The 16,324-nt window shown below is 54.3% G+C and carries 17 protein-coding genes; 9 read left to right on the top strand and 8 right to left on the bottom strand.

From position 1 onward, the window contains the following. Window positions 1-75 precede the first annotated feature (75 nt). Both CFB02_RS06080 and CFB02_RS06075 read left to right on the top strand, forming a co-directional pair. Window positions 76-1,029, top strand: a complete 954-nt coding sequence (locus CFB02_RS06080) for a LysR family transcriptional regulator (protein WP_088557303.1) — start codon at window positions 76-78, stop codon at window positions 1,027-1,029. A 191-nt stretch (window positions 1,030-1,220) separates the two neighbouring features. Next, window positions 1,221-1,979, top strand: a complete 759-nt coding sequence (locus CFB02_RS06075; protein ID WP_088557302.1) for a hypothetical protein — start codon at window positions 1,221-1,223, stop codon at window positions 1,977-1,979. A 110-nt stretch (window positions 1,980-2,089) separates the two neighbouring features. Here CFB02_RS06075 and CFB02_RS18170 read toward each other — a convergent pair whose 3' ends face one another. Further along, window positions 2,090-2,233: a hypothetical protein gene (locus CFB02_RS18170; RefSeq protein WP_167450406.1), complete on the bottom strand. Its 144-nt coding sequence runs from the start codon at window positions 2,231-2,233 to the stop codon at window positions 2,090-2,092. 366 nt (window positions 2,234-2,599) lie between these two features. Here CFB02_RS18170 and CFB02_RS06070 point away from each other — a divergent pair, with 366 nt between their 5' ends. Next, window positions 2,600-3,010, top strand: coding sequence for an ACT domain-containing protein (locus CFB02_RS06070; RefSeq protein WP_014577053.1), 411 nt, complete (start codon window positions 2,600-2,602; stop codon window positions 3,008-3,010). 471 nt (window positions 3,011-3,481) lie between these two features. Here CFB02_RS06070 and CFB02_RS06065 read toward each other — a convergent pair whose 3' ends face one another. Continuing rightward, window positions 3,482-4,075 carry a Spy/CpxP family protein refolding chaperone gene (locus tag CFB02_RS06065; RefSeq protein WP_088557301.1) on the bottom strand — a complete coding sequence of 198 codons (594 nt, stop codon included), beginning with the start codon at window positions 4,073-4,075 and terminating at the stop codon, window positions 3,482-3,484. Window positions 4,076-4,234: 159 nt separating this feature from the next. Between CFB02_RS06065 and CFB02_RS06060 the strand changes: the two genes are divergently transcribed. From CFB02_RS06060 to CFB02_RS06045, 4 genes are all read left to right on the top strand, one after another. Then, entirely contained in the window at window positions 4,235-5,236 is a 1,002-nt protein-coding gene (locus tag CFB02_RS06060) for an AraC family transcriptional regulator (protein ID WP_088557300.1), read from the top strand. A 111-nt stretch (window positions 5,237-5,347) separates the two neighbouring features. Then, window positions 5,348-6,190: an NAD(P)H-binding protein gene (locus CFB02_RS06055; RefSeq protein ID WP_088557299.1), complete on the top strand. Its 843-nt coding sequence runs from the start codon at window positions 5,348-5,350 to the stop codon at window positions 6,188-6,190. 98 nt (window positions 6,191-6,288) lie between these two features. Next, complete coding sequence (locus CFB02_RS06050; protein WP_088557298.1) at window positions 6,289-6,705, top strand: hypothetical protein; 417 nt, start codon at window positions 6,289-6,291, stop codon at window positions 6,703-6,705. Between the two features lie 106 nt (window positions 6,706-6,811). Next, window positions 6,812-7,114 carry a hypothetical protein gene (locus CFB02_RS06045; RefSeq protein WP_227519338.1) on the top strand — a complete coding sequence of 101 codons (303 nt, stop codon included), beginning with the start codon at window positions 6,812-6,814 and terminating at the stop codon, window positions 7,112-7,114. A gap of 41 nt (window positions 7,115-7,155) precedes the next feature. On the opposite strand, the gene CFB02_RS06040 is transcribed toward CFB02_RS06045, so the two are convergent. Next, window positions 7,156-7,470, bottom strand: a complete 315-nt coding sequence (locus tag CFB02_RS06040) for a hypothetical protein (RefSeq protein WP_197694035.1) — start codon at window positions 7,468-7,470, stop codon at window positions 7,156-7,158. 19 nt (window positions 7,471-7,489) lie between these two features. Between CFB02_RS06040 and CFB02_RS06035 the strand changes: the two genes are divergently transcribed. Then, window positions 7,490-9,304, top strand: a complete 1,815-nt coding sequence (locus CFB02_RS06035; protein WP_172835805.1) for a diguanylate cyclase — start codon at window positions 7,490-7,492, stop codon at window positions 9,302-9,304. Window positions 9,305-9,551: 247 nt separating this feature from the next. On the opposite strand, the gene CFB02_RS06030 is transcribed toward CFB02_RS06035, so the two are convergent. From CFB02_RS06030 to CFB02_RS06020, 3 genes are read right to left on the bottom strand one after another with little or no spacing between them, the layout of a single operon-like run. Continuing rightward, a complete protein-coding gene (locus CFB02_RS06030) occupies window positions 9,552-10,181 on the bottom strand; it encodes an ATP-dependent zinc protease (RefSeq protein WP_088557296.1) in 630 nt (209 codons plus the stop codon). Then, window positions 10,178-10,753: an ACP phosphodiesterase gene (locus CFB02_RS06025; RefSeq protein WP_088557295.1), complete on the bottom strand. Its 576-nt coding sequence runs from the start codon at window positions 10,751-10,753 to the stop codon at window positions 10,178-10,180. The genes CFB02_RS06030 and CFB02_RS06025 overlap by 4 nt, the downstream gene beginning before the upstream one ends. A gap of 23 nt (window positions 10,754-10,776) precedes the next feature. Continuing rightward, window positions 10,777-11,319: a porin family protein gene (locus CFB02_RS06020; RefSeq protein ID WP_088557294.1), complete on the bottom strand. Its 543-nt coding sequence runs from the start codon at window positions 11,317-11,319 to the stop codon at window positions 10,777-10,779. Window positions 11,320-11,569: 250 nt separating this feature from the next. On the opposite strand from CFB02_RS06020, the gene CFB02_RS06015 reads away from it, so the two are divergent. Further along, on the top strand, window positions 11,570-12,982 hold the full coding sequence (locus tag CFB02_RS06015; RefSeq protein ID WP_172835858.1) for a TrkH family potassium uptake protein: 1,413 nt from the start codon (window positions 11,570-11,572) through the stop codon (window positions 12,980-12,982). Window positions 12,983-12,985: 3 nt separating this feature from the next. Here the strand turns inward: CFB02_RS06015 and glgP are convergent, their stop codons facing one another. Both glgP and CFB02_RS06005 read right to left on the bottom strand, forming a co-directional pair. Then, window positions 12,986-15,520 (bottom strand): alpha-glucan family phosphorylase, encoded by a 2,535-nt coding sequence (gene glgP / locus CFB02_RS06010; RefSeq protein ID WP_088557292.1) that lies wholly within the window; start codon window positions 15,518-15,520, stop codon window positions 12,986-12,988. Window positions 15,521-15,550: 30 nt separating this feature from the next. Next, window positions 15,551-16,321 carry an SDR family NAD(P)-dependent oxidoreductase gene (locus CFB02_RS06005; protein ID WP_088557291.1) on the bottom strand — a complete coding sequence of 257 codons (771 nt, stop codon included), beginning with the start codon at window positions 16,319-16,321 and terminating at the stop codon, window positions 15,551-15,553. Window positions 16,322-16,324: the final 3 nt, after the last annotated feature.

The raw sequence follows: 16,324 nt of genomic DNA, 5'->3' as shown, positions 1-16,324 counted from the left end.
GCTTCTTCATACTGCAATTGCGGTTCGGGTTCTTCCGGGCCAGACTTGTCAGGGTCCATCCTTCAGGAACGTTGAATGAAAACGCAAGAACTTCAGCTGTTGTACATTTTTGATGCGATCATGACCGAACGCTCCGTGACCCGAGCAGCTGATCGACTTTCCATGACTCAGCCTGCCGTCTCCAATGCGATTTCCCGAATGCGCCAGATCTGGAACGACCCACTGTTTGTGCGAAAGGGTCGTAACATCGAGCCAACGTCTTACGCGCTCAGTCTGTGGGATCAGGTGGGGGATCACATGTACGCATTGACGAATGCGGTGAGTGCCACGCAGTTTGATCCGGCAACCTCAAAGCGGAAATTCCGCATAGCGGTCACGGATGTGACTGTTGAAATGATCTGGCGACAGCTGATTGAACTTCTTGAGGACCAGGCGCCGGGCGTTGATATCCACGCCGTCCCCTACACGCCGGAGGGCACGTACGAAGATTTGCGCGAGGCGCATGTTGATCTCGCGGTTGGCATGCTTACCCAGCACGATCACAGTTTGCGAAGTACGTGGTTGTTTGAAGGCGGGTATGTCTTGGCGATGCGCGCCGACCACCCGCTGGCTGGCAGGCAGATCACGATGGATGAATTTCTCGAGGCCCGGCACCTGCTCGTGACAATGTCGGGGGATGCGCACGGATTCGTGGACAGCTACCTTGATCAGAAGGGCCAGAGCCGACGCATTGCGGCGACGGTAAACCATTTTTCGATTGTTCCCCAGGTCCTCAGGGATTCAAACCTGATCGCCGCGGTCCCCGAGTTGATAAGCCAGGATTGTGGCTTCGTGGATGGGCTATGGATGGGGCAGTTGCCTTTCGAAGTGGATCCAACCAGCCTGTATCTCATCTGGCACACACGCCACGACCGTGATCCCGGAATCGTGTGGTTGCGGAACCACGTGGAACGGCTCCTTCGCGAGCGCTGGCACGACATTATGACCAACTCGCCCTGTGGGCGGTCTGAAGTTAAAGCCATCGCCTGAACCAACTAAACATTCACTCATCATTTTCCGTGATGACAAAGATACGGCAACGGAATTATTCAGCCTCCCGAAAACTCCCAATAATCCTCGGCAGATGTCGCGAATTGCGGCATTGGCAAGCGCTCGGTTGAACCACGATTGATCCGGCCAGCTTGCCCAATAATCTGCATTTTTTGGAGTTGGGAGGGAGAATGAACGGCCAAACGAACTGCTCGTCGATGGGCTCCAGCTGGAAGCCTGCTGCAATCACCGATACCGCTGACCAGAAATGGTACAAGCCAATCATCTCTTTAAACGCTGACCAGAGTGGCAACAGGGACGTGTACAAAGCTTTCCGATTCTCCCGGGGCCTTCTCGGGGCATACTTCCGGTTCCTTGCATCCCATGAGTACAGGATGCTGAGGAAAGTCGAGCACCTGGATTTCACCCCCGATCAGATCAGGCGCCCATCAGACGCCGCGCCCACCATCCATTATCGTCTGATCGAGGGAAGGCCGGTAAAGGAGATTGCGGCAGGCAATGGTGTACCGGACAACTTCTTCTCACAGCTTTTCACGGATGTGAAAACCCTGCACCAGCATGGCGTGGCCCACATGGACCTTGGCAATTCCGGAAACATTCTGGTTTCGGGGCGTGGCGACCCTGCAATCATCGATTTCGGCTCAGCCATTCCCCTGAGTTGGCTCCCAACACCCCTTCAGGGCTGGGCTTGTCGCAAGGATATCCTTGGAGTTCTGAAGCTCTGGCATCGTTTCGATAGTGAATCCATGCCTTTGTTTCTTGTGCATTACTACCAGAGCAATTATCGCAAAAACATATACACGCCCAGGCGCTTTCTGAAGGCGCTGAGGCGTTGGGTTACGGGAGGCGCTGACAAAGAAGGCCTGTCCGGATTGACGACCGTGATCAGTGTGTTCTTCGGTCTCCTGGTACTGGTTTCTTTCACCTAGAGAGCGGCATTCGCCGCTCCATTTTATGCCTTCCCGCTAACGAAAATTGGTGAGCGAACCACGCAAAAAAAGGGCGGTCACTTTGACCGCCCTTTTTCGTTGTAGTCAGCTTAGTTGCTGATACCAAGCTCGACTGTTTCGATCGCTGGATTGTTTCCACGTTCGATATCTTCCTGGCTTACACCTTCAGCCTGTGCGAAAGCAGAGAAAGCGATTACAGAGAAAACGAGAAAGAACTTGTTGATTGCGTTCATGTGATATTCCACCTTTTAAGAGAATTAAGTTAGACAGCATCGCCGTATTGGCTTGATGGTTATTCTCTTGGTTTCCCGTCCTCAGAAAAAATTGCTTTGCGGTATACATCACATCAGGTCAGGTGATGGGTTAACTTCAACTTCAATAACTTCTCTGATCGCGCCCCGACCACCTGAGGCTAAATTTCGTACCGACAAAGTCCGGGCCTTTGTTTCCTGGATCAGTAGGGCAGTGCGTTCAGGATGAATTCTTGTGCAGAAATATTGCGGCCACGATAAGGAGAAAACGATTATTTTGCTTTGTAAGGCCGCAGAAAATGCTAAGTTCTTGTTATGCCCACGACCTTCCAATAAAGGATAGTAGAGATGATGCGAACTGAGTTTCTTCAGGAATTGATCAAGCAGCTCTCGCCAAAACTGGATTCGACAACTTATGTCTACTGCACAGTACCCAAGGCCAGGTATGGCGAACTGGAACACCTTAACCCGATTGTCAGCATTGCCGAACTGGAAGGCCTGACGCTGGTAATTCCTCTTGAGCAGGCCAAAGCCGAGGGCCTGGACTACTACAGAATCTTCCGGCGCATCACTCTGGAAGGGCATTCAAGCCTGGAGGCCCTGGGGCTCACATCGGTGGTAACAAGCCTGTTGGCAGAGAGAGGCATCACCACCAATGTGATAGCCGGGTTCTACCATGACCACATGTTCGTGCCCAGTGACCGCACTGAGGAGGCCATGAAGGCGCTGAAGGAGCTGGCTAATAACCCGAACGGCTAATCGGACATCCGGCTGTCCTTTTAACAGCCGGTTTCTCTACAGCCTGGAAATGGGTTACCAATCCGTCAATCAATTGTCGGTTGGTTTTGCCGGCGCTTGAGTCCGAACGGCTGCGAATCGGAGGGCAACGGCCAGGGTAAAAAATGCCGCCAAGCCGCCGAAGAGAGTAATTACAGGAACAATGTTCATAGGATTAAAACCTCCAGTAGGACTAATTGCGGCCTGTCGTCAGTTGTCAGCGTTCCGGGCCTGAAAATCAGCGATGTCTGACCCCGACATTTGCACGACAGGTTATGTGCAAGCTCACTATTAGTCTACGAGGAAGAGGCTGTGATGGGCGTAGGCAGAAACCATTATTACGGGTATGCAAATACACTTAGACGAGCGCCAAACCGCGGAAAGATCCGTTTCTTGCCAGCCGCTCGTCCAAGTTGCACACTCAAGGATTCGTTTCTGTAAACCGACGTTGATTCAATTCAACATCAGCCAATCGCCGGAGCGCATAAGCTGATTTCTTTGCTCGGTGTTCAGTACATCCCGAATGTCCTGCTGGGCTTCAACCTGCAATTCGGTGATCTCCTTGATGACGTCGAAGACCTTTTGTTGTTGATCATTAATATCGCCAGCATCGAGTTCCTCTGCGGTATAAAGCTCTTTCAGCTTGAGTGATTCCTCATACCTTTCAACTTTCAGCTCTTGAAGCTCTGACCTCAGTTCTTTCTGAATCTTCGCAATCTCTTCAAGCTGTTCTTCATCGAGGCCCAGGTCCATTGCAGGTCCGCCAGCCACGGCACCATAGCCGGGCATATTGTGATGCATCCCACCTTGTCCACTCATGCCATGGTGCTTCGGGTATGCCCCGTTGCCATGGTGGCCTTGATAGCCGTCTTCGTGGTGGTAATGGTGTTGCATTCCCGGCGTTTTGCCCCCATCGGTCTGGCCGGCTTCAGGGCCAGATGCTGTCGGCGCCGAAGCTTCGTGCGCATGCGCCATAAAACCGGTGGTAGAAAGGCCCAGACAGAGCGCCAAAGACAGCCAGTTACGCGAACTTTTTGCGATGTTCATTTTGTTTTCCTCGCTTTGAAGAAAGTGTGGAAGCTGCGTTCCATGTTTTGAATCTAGTGTATACGTGCTTGTTGCAGGATTGGCTGATGAGCGGAACGCTCTGGACCACCAGGAAAATGAAGTTGCACAACTAAACGAATATGGATTATCTATGTTGGTATGTCTCAGATAACGTCATTGTATGTCTATAAAGTTGCCGGTCAGGCAAGCCCGGGGGTAGAAACGCGCGACTTGATACGGGAACTTGGCCTTCTGGTAGACGGCCCCATCGATCCAACGCAGATGGTGTCTTCAGCGGCGTATTACGGCTTTTTTGCCGAACTGGTTGATCGCGATCCCGATGGCGTTGTCCTGCCATTGAGGATCGGCGCTGCCATGCGAAGCGACGAGTACGGTGCTTTTGGTCTGGCGTGGAAATCCGCACCAACTTTGCGAGGCTCTTTCACCAGGGCAGAGCGTTACGGGCATGTACTGGGTAGCGCGGAAACCTATTCACTCGAAAAGACGGAAGAGGGCTTTCTCTTCAACCTTGAAAAAGCAGGCGATGGTTCTCGGGGCATGCTGCTCTCCAATGAGGCCAGCATGTCGGCGGTAACGACCATCAGCGAAGAAGTAAGCGCCTCACGCTTCGTACCGATGGCCATCTATTTCAAGCATGCGCCGCTAGGCAATACCAGCGTGTATGAGTCGTATTTTGGCTGTCCCGTTCATTTTGAGTCGGGTCGCGATGCGATGCTTGTGAGTTACGAAAGCATCGATACACCCAACAAGCTGGGCGACGAATCCATCGCCCGGTTTTTTGACCAGCATCTTGAGCTGCAACTGAATTCCCTAAAAGGCGAGACTGAACTGCAGCAACAAGTCAGGCGTGCTGTCGCCAACGTGCTGAGTGAGGGTGTACCGAAGCTGTCACGAATCGCCTCCGAGTTGAAGATGGGCGCCCGGACATTGCAGAGAAGATTGTCGGAGCAGGGCTATTCATTTCAAACCATTGTCGACATGGCGCAGAAAGATCTCGCACAGCGACTTCTGCGCGAGACAGACTACAGTCTTGCCGAAGTCGCCTTCCTGACGGGGTTTGCGGAACAAAGTGGGTTCACACGGGCCTTCAAGCGTTGGGCGGGACAGACGCCACGATCCTATCGACTTCGAACTCGCTGAAGCGGGGTTCAAGGTTGTCGCCAGCTGCACAAACTCTGGCACCCTGGGGCAATAACAAACAACACTGTTCCTCGAAAATTGACTTGCACTTACGAAAAAAGGAGCAAGTCAATGAAACCATCCAATCAGTCACATCAAACAATTCTTGTCGTAGGCGGTACCGGAAAAACCGGGAAACGCGTCGTTGAACAGCTTAAAAGCATTGGTCATGAGGTTCGAGTTGGGTCCCGCTCAGCAATCCCGTCTTTTGATTGGGCCAACGAGAAAAGCTGGGACGCCTGCCTCACTGGCGTAACCTCAGCCTACATCACTTACTCACCAGACCTGGCAATGCCTGGCGCAACTGACGCTATCCAGGCGTTCGCTAGCCTGGCCAGACGCCGCGGAGTGAAGCGACTTGTGCTGTTATCAGGGCGTGGCGAAGCCGAGGCACAAGCCTGCGAAGACATTGTTCAGGAATCTGGCCTCGAATGGACGGTCGTCCGCGCAAGCTGGTTTAACCAGAACTTCTCTGAGGGCGCATTCATCGACATGGTGTTGAATGGCGCCATCACTCTGCCAGCAGGCGATCAGGTCGAGCCCTTCGTTGATGTCGATGACATCGCAGACGTGGCTGTTGCGGCCCTGACTCAGGACAACCACAGCGGGCGCATCTATGAAGTGACGGGGCCAAGACTCATGACCTTTGCAGACGTGGCCAACGATCTTTCCCGAGCGACCGGTCGCGAGATTTCATTCATCGACGTGCCTCACAAGAGCTTTATTACAGAGATGGAGAACTCCGGGGCGCCTGAGGATGTGGTCTGGATGCTGGACTATCTCTTCGCAACGGTTCTTGACGGCCGCAACGCCCATTTGACCGATGGCGTACAACAGGCACTTGGCCGGCCACCGAAAGACTTTGCAACCTTTGCAGAGGAAGTGGCAAACACGGGTATCTGGGAAGAACGATAAACGAGTCTGGCCCCCGAAATGAACCAGGTTTGGCAGGCGCTTGCAGCAGTTGTCAAACCTGACCCTTTCCCACTTTCAACTCACAGGGAACATGAAGAATGCTGGATAAGATACTGTTAACAATATCAATCGCACTTTACGCCATTGCTGTTCCGTATTTGGAAATTAACGACACCCACGTGTTCAACCCGGACTGGGTAGCCCATGCGAGATTGCACGAAGTGTGGCAACTGATTACCAACTCTTCTCTCGGTGCGATTGCCCTGTGGCTTACCTGGATGTCTGCCGATGGAAAGGGCAAAGCAAGTGTTCTTGCGCTGGTGGTCACCGGTGGTTTCCTTGCAGCCTATGCCCTACAGGGGCTATACGGCGGATCAATGGTGCATCCGAATGGTACGGAAAAGACTGTATCAGGCATCAATGTCGGCGTGATTGGATTCGGTTGGGTATTTGCGAGTTCCGTTTTCACACTCGTGAGAGCAGGGCGCCTTTCTGTCATGCAGCAGGAAAGTTAAATGGCACCAACAGATCAGGAAGTGCTCCAGGGGACTTCTCTGTAACAATAAGACTGCCCTGATAGTCAAAGGAGTGACTATCGTTGATTAGGTTCGGGAGGGCGCCATGACCGCTTTAACTCAGGTATCGCAGGGCAATTATGGACCGACAGAGGGAATGAAGGAGCTTTTGCGGCGGTGGTTTTATCTGAAGTTCGTTCAGAAAAAGAGCACCGTAGAGTTGATGGCGACAGCCTCCGACCTTCGAAATAAAAGCGCGTTGAGCATCGTGGCGCTGCTGGACGTTGACGAGCAAATGATCTCGCAAGTGGTCGGCAAGAAAAGGCTCATCTTTGTTCAGAACTGCCACGCTTACCTGAAGGGCTCGGTCAATCCTACAGGGTTGGATGGCGACCTTTTACGCGACTGATGTCTGAAACCGCGTTGAGCTTTTAGCTGCTGGGTAAACAGTTAGGCAGGCTGGGTTTCAAAAGCAAAGGCACTCAATACCTGTTCAAGCTTTTCAACCAGATCGCTATTCGTCAGCTCGCCGCGATCGACATCAAAGTTATCGAAAAAGCTTGGAACGCTGAGGCTGCCAACGACCTTGCCATTGAAAAAGGGAGCAGCGGCCTCAGCAAGCTTCAACACGGTATTTCCGCCACCCGGCCCCGGAGACGTGGCGAGCATCACGATCGGCTTGTCAAAACCGGAGGATTGATCTGTCTGTATAGGCGAAGAGCCGCTATAATTCCCGCGTCGTGATCGCTTGATCTGGCAGTTCAATTCTCAGGGAGATGCGCGTTTGCTGCCGGGTGATTGGCGTTTGGTAAGTCAATGTTTTGCCCTCATATGGCTGTTTTTGGCGGCGGCCTCCGGTTGGAGCTCGGAACGTCTGCTTGTGCTGGATGAGCACGAGGCGCAGCCGTTGGACCGCTTTGTTTCGCTGTTACGTGACCCTGGCGGTGAGCTGACGTTGGAACAAGTGCGCAGTGGAACCGACCACTTCAGGCCAGCAGTGCCGGGCGATCTCCACCAGGGCTACACCCCCGATGTTTACTGGATGCGGATTGAAGTGGAATCCCACTCAAGCACGCGGTTGGACCGAATGCTTGAGTTTACCTACGCCTATCTGGATGACATTAGCCTCTATCGTGTAAATGCGAAAGGTACGGTGGAGCGGATGCGCTCAGGGCGCACCTTGGCGCCAGCAGATCGCGTTGTGGCTCATCGCAAGCCAATTTTTCCGCTTTCGTTTGAGCCTGGGGATCGGGCGACGCTGTACCTGCGGGTAGCCACCCACGCCAGCATGACCCTCAACGCACGGCTGGCGCCAACCTTCGAGTTCTACGAAGACAGTGACTTGGAATATATCTGGCTTGCTCTCTACTTCGGCATGTTGGTGGCCTTGGGTGCATATAATTTCCTGCTGTTTCTTGGTACCGGTCAACGCTCCTTTCTGCTGTATTCGTTGTTTGTGTTTAGCTTTGGTGTTGCCGCCTCCAGCATGAACGGCTTGGGCCCTCTGTTCATGTGGCCAGGATTGGTAGGGGAGTGGGGCAACCGCATTCTGCCGACCGGATATACCCTGGCGGCTACCTTGGCGGTTATGTTTGCCCGCAGTTTTCTGAATATGCGAAGCATTGCGCCGCGCTGGGACCAGGCGCTATCGGTCATAGCGATATGTTGGTGGTGCGCGACTATGTTGACGTTACTGGTGTCAGTGCAGAATGCCCTCAAGATAATGTCGGCGATGGGTATTCTGACGACTGTGTTTTTGATCACCAGTGGGATCGCGGGTGTACGCTATCGCATTCCGGCAGCCCGGATATACCTGACGGCCTGGTTGCTCCTTCTAGTGGGCGCCGCGTTGCTGTCGGTTCGCAATTTGGGCTGGATACCGTCCAATTTTTTCACCGTTTACGGCCTGCAGATCGGTTCCGCCATTGAGATGATTTTGTTGTCCTTTGGTCTGGCAGCCCGATTTAACGAGCTCAAGCGCCAAAAAGAAGAGGTTCAGCGTCAGTTGTTGCTATCCCTGAAGCAACAGGAGCGTGAACTGGAGCGCCGGGTTGTTCAGCGTACTTCAGAGCTGGAGGATGCTAAGGCCGAACTGGAACGCCGTGTAGTGGAAGACCCACTCACAGGGCTCTACAACCGCTATGGCCTGATGATTCATCTCGAAAAATTCACACAACGGTCGCAGCGGCGAAATGAGCTTTTGGCCGTAATCCTGATCGATCTGGACGGCTTTAAAGCGGTGAACGACCAGTACGGCCATGAAGCGGGTGATGTATTGCTTCAAACAATCGCCGGTCGCCTGCGGCAGGAGGCACGGGACAGTGACTGCGTGGCAAGGATGGGAGGCGATGAATTTGTGGTGGTCACTGAAAACGTCACCTCAAAAGCCAGCGCGCTTGAAATCGGCGAGCGGCTACGCGAAGCCATCACGCAGCCAGTGACTCTGCCTTCCGGAGAAATAGTATCGATTGGTGCCAGCGTGGGGATCTGTACCGGTCGAGGTGGGGAGCAAACAGGTAGTGACTTGATCCGGGGAGCGGATCAGGCCATGTATCGGGTCAAACGAGAGCACAAGAACGATGTTTGCCTGTTTAATTAGCGTGTTGAACACGGGTGAGCGATCAGCAAAGGTAATATGTTCCGCAACCACATGTCATAGGCTGGACGACGAAACGAACCCAAAACCCCATACCGTACTGCGCATAATGTATATTATGTTAAATGGGGTGTAGAAGTACAGAGTGAGAAACTTATAAAAATGCTCGCCCTCCAATACGCAACTCGCCTGTCCGGCTTTCGGGTTTTCAATAAAACTGAGCTGGGATGAGTAATCCCAGCCCCCGCGTTCAGGAATCGCTGTCGGTTTCCTCTACCACATTCTCGGCATGCCTTTTTGCAAGCTCTTCCAACATAATGTATTCACACGCTTTTTCAGCCATAAACGAGTCTGCGGAATCGATAAGAATATTATCATCGCGCATGAATCTGCGGCCCAGCAGCGCCGGATAGGAAAACTTGCCGCGATCTGTCAGTGAAAACTGCGTGGTATGGGTGGTTCCGGCAATGCAGAAGTCCATCATGACAACATAGCGCTTCTGGGATGGCGCACCTTTTCGTTTGATCAGGACAGTTCGCTCAACCGGCCGTTCGAACTCCAGAATGACGTCGTCATGGTCCAGTTCGCCCTCGGTCGGCTGGTCCTCGTGGTCACCCAGTGGGATCTGGAAACTGACCCACTCCTCGCCGTCCCGCTCAAAGCCCTCGATGTTTACCGCGTGCAAAGACGACGTTTTGGCCCCTGTATCGAGTCGCGCCTTCAGCCTCAGGTTGGTATCTGTCATGACTACCCATTCAACGTAGCCAAGGGTTTCCGGTGGTCGCTGCTGTTTATTGTTGCCATCGGCCTCCGCGGAAACCGCCATCGCTGATGGGAAAACCAATGCCACAGCCAACAACACCCTGATAACAAACCTCATTCAATACCTCCTGCAAATTTCTGTAAATCCGTGAAAAATGATAAAAATTTATGCTCCAGTTCGTTCTGGTTTGCGCGGATTTCCGTGATCATGCCGGCGAAATCATTTCTGAACCGTATGCGCCCTGCAACGCGGTCCAGTGCCTTTCCGATGTTCTCAAGGTCCTGGTAGGCCCCGAACCAGTCGTTCCACACCATCATTCGGGTAACTCTGGCCATTTTGTCCGGCATTAGATGCTCTTTCTGCTGCAACTCGTTGTATATACCGCGAATAAACGCCTCTTGCTCAATTTCACTGAACCGGTCCCAGTGTTTGAGAAGAAAATGGTCATAGAGAATATCGAGCGCAACGCCGGCAAATCGACGACGTTGACGGGAGAAGACCTGTTTGCTGGCAAGTACGTCGGGGTGCTGGTCGGTGAAGCTGTCGACCGCCCGATGGTGGCGGACGCCCTGCTTCACCGGGTCCGGCAGCGTCGAGAGATCGACGCCCCGGGTAAAGTCACCGAGGATGCTCCCCACCCGAGCTTCAGGTGAGTCCGGCGCGAGAAATACATGAGCCAGATGGTTCAAACAGTCTCCCCGGTGGCCTGGTTTCAGAAGTTGAATTGAATACCGACGCCCAGACCATCAACTTCGGCATTACTGTCTTCATAATAACGCATGTATTCAAGGTTACCGGACAGGTTCGGCGCAAATTCCATATTCATGCCGATGCCGTAGGACACGTCCGTTTCATCCTCGGTGGCTGAGCCCAGAAACGAAGAAGCTTCGATTTCGACCCGGGTGAAGCCGAGGATAGCGTACGGGGTAATGGGTGATTCGTTGGCCAGATTGAACGTGGCGTAGCCGCCGAAGAAGTTATCCAGTGAATAATCTACCCCGCCGATGCGGTCATCATCCACGCCAAAACCGCCTCGCGCTTCGATGCCCAGATACGGCGTCGCCATCACGCCAACTTTGGCAGACAGCGTGCCTACGTCGGCATCCGCGTTACCGCTCTCAAGGTTCATGAAAGTGTAGTTCAGGCCTGTGTAGAGCCCGCCAACGCCAGACTTGTACATATCCTGGGCGGATGCGGCTCCTGCAGCAGCCATACCGGTGGCAAAGATAACGGCAATTGAACGTACGTGTTTCATTTTTTATCTCCTTAACCGAATTGTTCGGTGTACATCGCTGAACTTGCACCAGACTGACGCGTTTTGCCATCAGAAAGATCCGCATTTACGCATTATTTACACCGATTTAATTCGCCGGTAATTTCAGCATCCGCGCGGTGTTACCTTGCGGAAGGCCGACCCCACAGGTATTCTGACGCCGTCTCCCGGTATCAGCTGGCTCGAGCATCCATTGAGAAATCTCTACCCCGTCATTTTCATTGTCAGCGTCATGTTCGTGCTTTTGAGCATTTTCATGACATTACCTGTCATCCTGCTTGCGGGCTCTGAAGCGCCGAACGCCATGGCGTTTGCGGAATCAGCCGCTATTGCCTGTGGTCTTGGTCTCCTGGGCATGGCCGCTACGTACCGCAAACCGCGGGATCTGAAGCCCCGGTACATGTTTGTCCTCACGGTATCGTCCTGGTTCATTATCGCGTTGTTTTCTGCTCTACCGTTCTACCTGAGTGACGTTGGTATTTCTGCGGCGGATTCATTCTTTGAGGGTACTTCAGGAATTACAACGACCGGTGCGACTGTATTGAGTGGCCTGGATGATATGGATCGGGATCTGTTGATCTGGCGCTCAATCCTGCAATGGATTGGAGGTATCGGGATTATCGGTATGTTCGTTGCTGTGCTGCCTTTTCTTCGAGTGGGCGGCATGCGGCTGTTCGCCACGGAGTCCTCAGAATGGACAGACAAAGCCCTGCCCAGGATGAAAACCCTCAGTCGGGGGCTTTTGCTGGTTTACGTCGGGTTTTCGATCATCGCTGTTACGACCTATTGGCTTTCCGGCATGACGCTGTTCGATGCCTTTAACCATGGCCTTACCAGCATTGCCACTGGCGGATTCTCTACGTCGGATCTGTCCATGGGCAAGTTCAATGATTTGATCCTCATGCAAGCCACCCTTTTCATGATCATCGGCAGCCTGCCGTTCTTTCTGTTTGTCCGGGAGCTTCACGGCCAGCACGGTGTTTTGTTCCGGGACCAGCAGGTCCGTTTGTTTCTGGCGATCCTGTTTTTTGTGCCTCTGTTACTGACGCTCTACCGCTGGATGGTATCTCCCGTTCCGTTTGATCCCATTCACAACTACGCGGCCACTCTGTTTAATGTGACGTCCGTGGTAACCACCACTGGTTATGCCTCCGAGGACTATTCGGCGTGGGGCCCTCTGGCGTTCGTGCTGTTCTTCTTCCTGATGTTCGTGGGCGGTTGTTCCGGTTCCACCGCTGGTGGTATGAAGATTTTCCGGTTCCAGCTGTCGTTGATTGTTCTGCGCGAGCAGTTGATGCGTTTGCTGCACCCCCGCGCCGTGTTCACCCGGAATTACAATGGTCGCGCCGTGAGCGATGAGATTATCTCCTCGATGATCGCTTATACGTTTATTTTTCTGCTTTGCCTGTTGCTGATCACCGTTGCTCTGGCTGCGATGCAGCTGGATTTCGTGACAGCGCTTTCAGGCGCCCTCACCTCCCTGACCAATGTCGGCCCAGGCCTTGGCGACATCATCGGCCCTGCCGGGAACTTCGGGCCGCTGCCTGATGCCGCAAAATGGGTGCTTTCGGTGGGTATGCTGATGGGTCGTCTGGAAATCCTGAGCGTTGTGATCGTTCTTTCGCCAGCGTTCTGGCGCAGCTGAGGCCTACCTGAGCCAGAGTATGGCGGGGTTCTCCAGTGGAAGGTTCAGGCGCTCATCCCGCACTCGCAGGCGCGGCGTGTAGTGTCCTTCGGGGCGTGAAGGCACTGAGCATTCATAAAGATAAGTATGAGGGGAACCACCCAGCGGATGTTTCATCTGCATGGCTGTAATGGTTCTTGGGCCATGATCGGAATGCTCTGCCACAAGCTCTACTGCAATCCGCTGCTCGTCAATTCCATCGAGATAGACTTCCACGGTGAAAGTCTGGCTACCCGAATCTTCGCTTGTATTGAAGCTGTTGAAACGCAACCGGGACCAGTGCCTGGAGATTTCTCTGTATTCACCAAGTAGCTCCCGTGCAGTCTCGGAGCTGCGCCAGCTTCCCATTTCTGCCATGGGTAGATAGAACTGTTCGACGTATTCCCGCACCATCCGGTTGGCGGAATAGGCCGCCGTCAGTTGATCCATGCTTGCGCGCATACGCCCGACCCAGTTCCGGGGAATACCTTCGCTGTCGACGTCATAGAACCCGGGAATCACCTCGCTCTCCAGCAGATCGAAGAGCTGGTGCATGTCTGAGAGATCGTGGTCGTGATTGTTTGACCCGCTCAGCTCGTCAAACGTGGCGCCGGGTCGAATAGCCCAACCCACATCCGGGTTCCAGGCCTCCGCCCACCATCCATCGTACTGTGAGAGGTTCAGTCCCCCGTTCACGAGTACCTTCATGCCACTGGTGCCGCAGGCTTCCCACGGATGTCTCGGACAGTTGAGCCACACATCCACGCCCTGGATGAGCTGGTTGGCCACGCCCAGATCGTAGTCTTCAATAAACACCACCTTGCCCTCGACATCCGGTCGCCGGGAGAAGGCTTTCCACCGCCGGATGATGTCTTTCCCCGGGAGGTCGTAGGGGTGGGCCTTGCCCGCAAGCACAATCTGAATCGGCCGATCGCGGCTGCCAAGCAGTTTGAGCAGGCGCTCCTGATCCTTGAGCAGGAGATCTGGTCGCTTGTATTCCGTAAACCGGCGGGCAAAGCCCAACGTGAGGGTTTCATGGTCCAACAAGAGGCCACACGCGGCTTCATGGTTGTTTCCGGGGTTCTGTTCGCAATGCTGGCTTGCAAGCCTTCGCCGGAGGTAGGTAATCAGCCTTGCGCGCTCCAGGCGCCTCATTTCCCATAATTCTTCGTCGGCGATGTCTGTCATCGGGCAGGTGCTCTGGAGAGGCCTGCGCCAGCGATCTTTGCCACAGGCCCGGGTCCAGATGGCGTCGGATTCCGGAGAATCCCAGCTCGGCGTGTGGATCCCATTGGTCACATAGTCAGCCGGAATGTCTTCGGCTGGCCAGCGCGCGAAGAAGGGTTGGAAAATGGTCTGGGTGACCTTCTGGTGAATGCGGCTGACACCGTTGAACCGACCACTCATATTGAGGGCCAGCAAGGCCATATTGAGTTTAAGGTCAGTCGACTGATTGTCTGGGTTGGAGGGTTGGCTTCCCAATGCCAGCAATTGATCGACATTCAGGTCGCGGTCCTCGAGCCAGGGTGTCAGATACAGTCGCAATAGCGATCGGGAGAAATGATCAAAGCCGGACGCCACCGATGTGTGCGTGGTAAACAGATTGGTCGCCCTGGTTGCGGTTCGAGCCGTCTGGAAATCACTTTCATGGTCATCCTGCCAGCTGAAAGCCCTCTCTATCAGAGCCAGGGCGCAGTGGCCCTCATTCAGATGGCAGAGTGACGGCGATTTCCCCAGTTGTTCCAGCAGGCGCCAGCCACCGATGCCCAATACCATTTCCTGTTGCAGGCGCTTTTCCGGGTCACCGGTATAGAGTTCGCTGGTGATACCCCGGTCGCCCGGTTCGTTTCGGGGGTCGTTGCTATCGAGCAGCAACAGCTCGCAGCGGCCCACCTGGGCCTTCCAGGCCCGAAGGCGCACGTGTCGTCCCGGGAAAGGCACAATCACCCTCACCCACTGGTCGTCAGCGTCCCGCAGGGGCGAGACGGGCAGCATGGTGGGGTCGTTGTAAGGATAGAATTCCAGCTGTTCGCCATCGGTGCTGATGGCCTGGCGAAAGTAGCCCTGCTGGTACAGCAGACCCACCGCCATGACTGGTGCACCCAGATCGCTGGACGCCTTCAGAAAATCGCCGGCCAGGACGCCCAGACCACCGCTGTATAGCGGCAGCGATTCGCTCAGACCATATTCCATGCAGAAATAGGCAACACCCTCGCCCAGATCGCCAGGGCAATCGGTCGAATACCAGGTGTCAGCCTCTGTAAAAGCCTGGTGAGCGTGAATCTGCTCACGGTAGCGCTGCTGAAAGTCGGGGTCCGCGGCCAGCTCTTCCAGCCGCTCCCCGGACACGCTGTTCAACACCAGCCACGCGTTCCGGGTGGTGTCCCAGATGTCCGAATCAAGAGCGCGCCAGAGCTCATCGGTACCGTGATGCCAGGTCCACCGAAGGTCCAGCGCCAACTGGAACAATCCGTTCAGGGATTCCGGCAAGGACCGCGGGGTATAGGCTGCCAGGGTCAAATTTGAACTCCGCTCAGGTTGGTCGGGACATCATCGAGCGGTATAACCGCCATCAATCACCAGTTCACTGCCGGTCACAAACTTGGATTCGTCGGAGGCGAGATAGACAGCGCCCCAGGCGATATCATCCGGCTCGCCCATGTGGCCGACAGGATGCATTGCCGCTGTGGCCTTTTTAGCTTCCTCCGGGTCCTGCCCGGTCGTTTTGAGGTGCGCCTCAACCAGCGGGGTCCATATAAACCCGGGGTGAATGGAATTGCAGCGAATGTTTTCAGTGGCATACAACAGGGCGTCGGTTTTAGACATCAAACGCACGGCGCCCTTGGAGGCATGATAAGGTGGAATATCCGGCGCACTCACCAGCCCATAAATGGATGACAGGTTGATAATGCTGCCAACGCCCGCTTTTTTCATATGGGGTATGGCGTGCTTGGTGCAGAAAAACACGCCCTTGACGTTCACATCCTGAACATGATCCCACTCTTCTTCCGTGAGTTCATGGGTCGGCTTGTTCGGCCCGGCAATGCCGGCGTTGTTCACCAGTACAGTCGGGCTACCGAAGGTATTGGCAACGGCGCCCAGAACCTGTTTGACCTCTTGTTCCTTGCTTACGTCACAGTGCCAGTAACCCGCCTTCAGACCGCGGCCTTCAAGTTGTTTAGCCAGGGCCTGTCCCTCTGAATCCTGGCAGTCGAGAATGGCGACAGCAGCGCCCTCTTCTGCCATTCGGAGCGCTGTTCCGGCTCCGATGCCAACGGAGCCTCCAGTGATCACGGCCACTTTACCTTTAAGTCGTTCCATGAA

The organism is Marinobacter sp. es.042, from assembly GCF_900188315.1.
Lineage (GTDB): Bacteria > Pseudomonadota > Gammaproteobacteria > Pseudomonadales > Oleiphilaceae > Marinobacter.
Note: the sequence above shows the minus strand (reverse complement) of the source record. Positions and strands in the feature narration are given on the sequence as shown.

What these genes read in the sequence shown, in the direction of transcription:
- CFB02_RS06045 (WP_227519338.1), top strand. Translation starts at nt 6,812, where the DNA reads ATGACCGCTTTAACTCAGGTATCGCAGGGCAATTATGGACCGACAGAG.
- CFB02_RS06065 (WP_088557301.1), bottom strand. Translation starts at nt 4,075, where the DNA reads ATGAACATCGCAAAAAGTTCGCGTAACTGGCTGTCTTTGGCGCTCTGT.
- CFB02_RS06050 (WP_088557298.1), top strand. Translation starts at nt 6,289, where the DNA reads ATGCTGGATAAGATACTGTTAACAATATCAATCGCACTTTACGCCATT.
- CFB02_RS06060 (WP_088557300.1), top strand. Translation starts at nt 4,235, where the DNA reads ATGTCTCAGATAACGTCATTGTATGTCTATAAAGTTGCCGGTCAGGCA.
- CFB02_RS06005 (WP_088557291.1), bottom strand. Translation starts at nt 16,321, where the DNA reads ATGGAACGACTTAAAGGTAAAGTGGCCGTGATCACTGGAGGCTCCGTT.
- CFB02_RS06075 (WP_088557302.1), top strand. Translation starts at nt 1,221, where the DNA reads ATGAACGGCCAAACGAACTGCTCGTCGATGGGCTCCAGCTGGAAGCCT.
- CFB02_RS06080 (WP_088557303.1), top strand. Translation starts at nt 76, where the DNA reads ATGAAAACGCAAGAACTTCAGCTGTTGTACATTTTTGATGCGATCATG.
- CFB02_RS06030 (WP_088557296.1), bottom strand. Translation starts at nt 10,181, where the DNA reads ATGAGGTTTGTTATCAGGGTGTTGTTGGCTGTGGCATTGGTTTTCCCA.
- CFB02_RS06055 (WP_088557299.1), top strand. Translation starts at nt 5,348, where the DNA reads ATGAAACCATCCAATCAGTCACATCAAACAATTCTTGTCGTAGGCGGT.
- CFB02_RS06070 (WP_014577053.1), top strand. Translation starts at nt 2,600, where the DNA reads ATGATGCGAACTGAGTTTCTTCAGGAATTGATCAAGCAGCTCTCGCCA.
- CFB02_RS06015 (WP_172835858.1), top strand. Translation starts at nt 11,570, where the DNA reads ATGTTCGTGCTTTTGAGCATTTTCATGACATTACCTGTCATCCTGCTT.
- CFB02_RS06020 (WP_088557294.1), bottom strand. Translation starts at nt 11,319, where the DNA reads ATGAAACACGTACGTTCAATTGCCGTTATCTTTGCCACCGGTATGGCT.
- CFB02_RS18170 (WP_167450406.1), bottom strand. Translation starts at nt 2,233, where the DNA reads ATGAACGCAATCAACAAGTTCTTTCTCGTTTTCTCTGTAATCGCTTTC.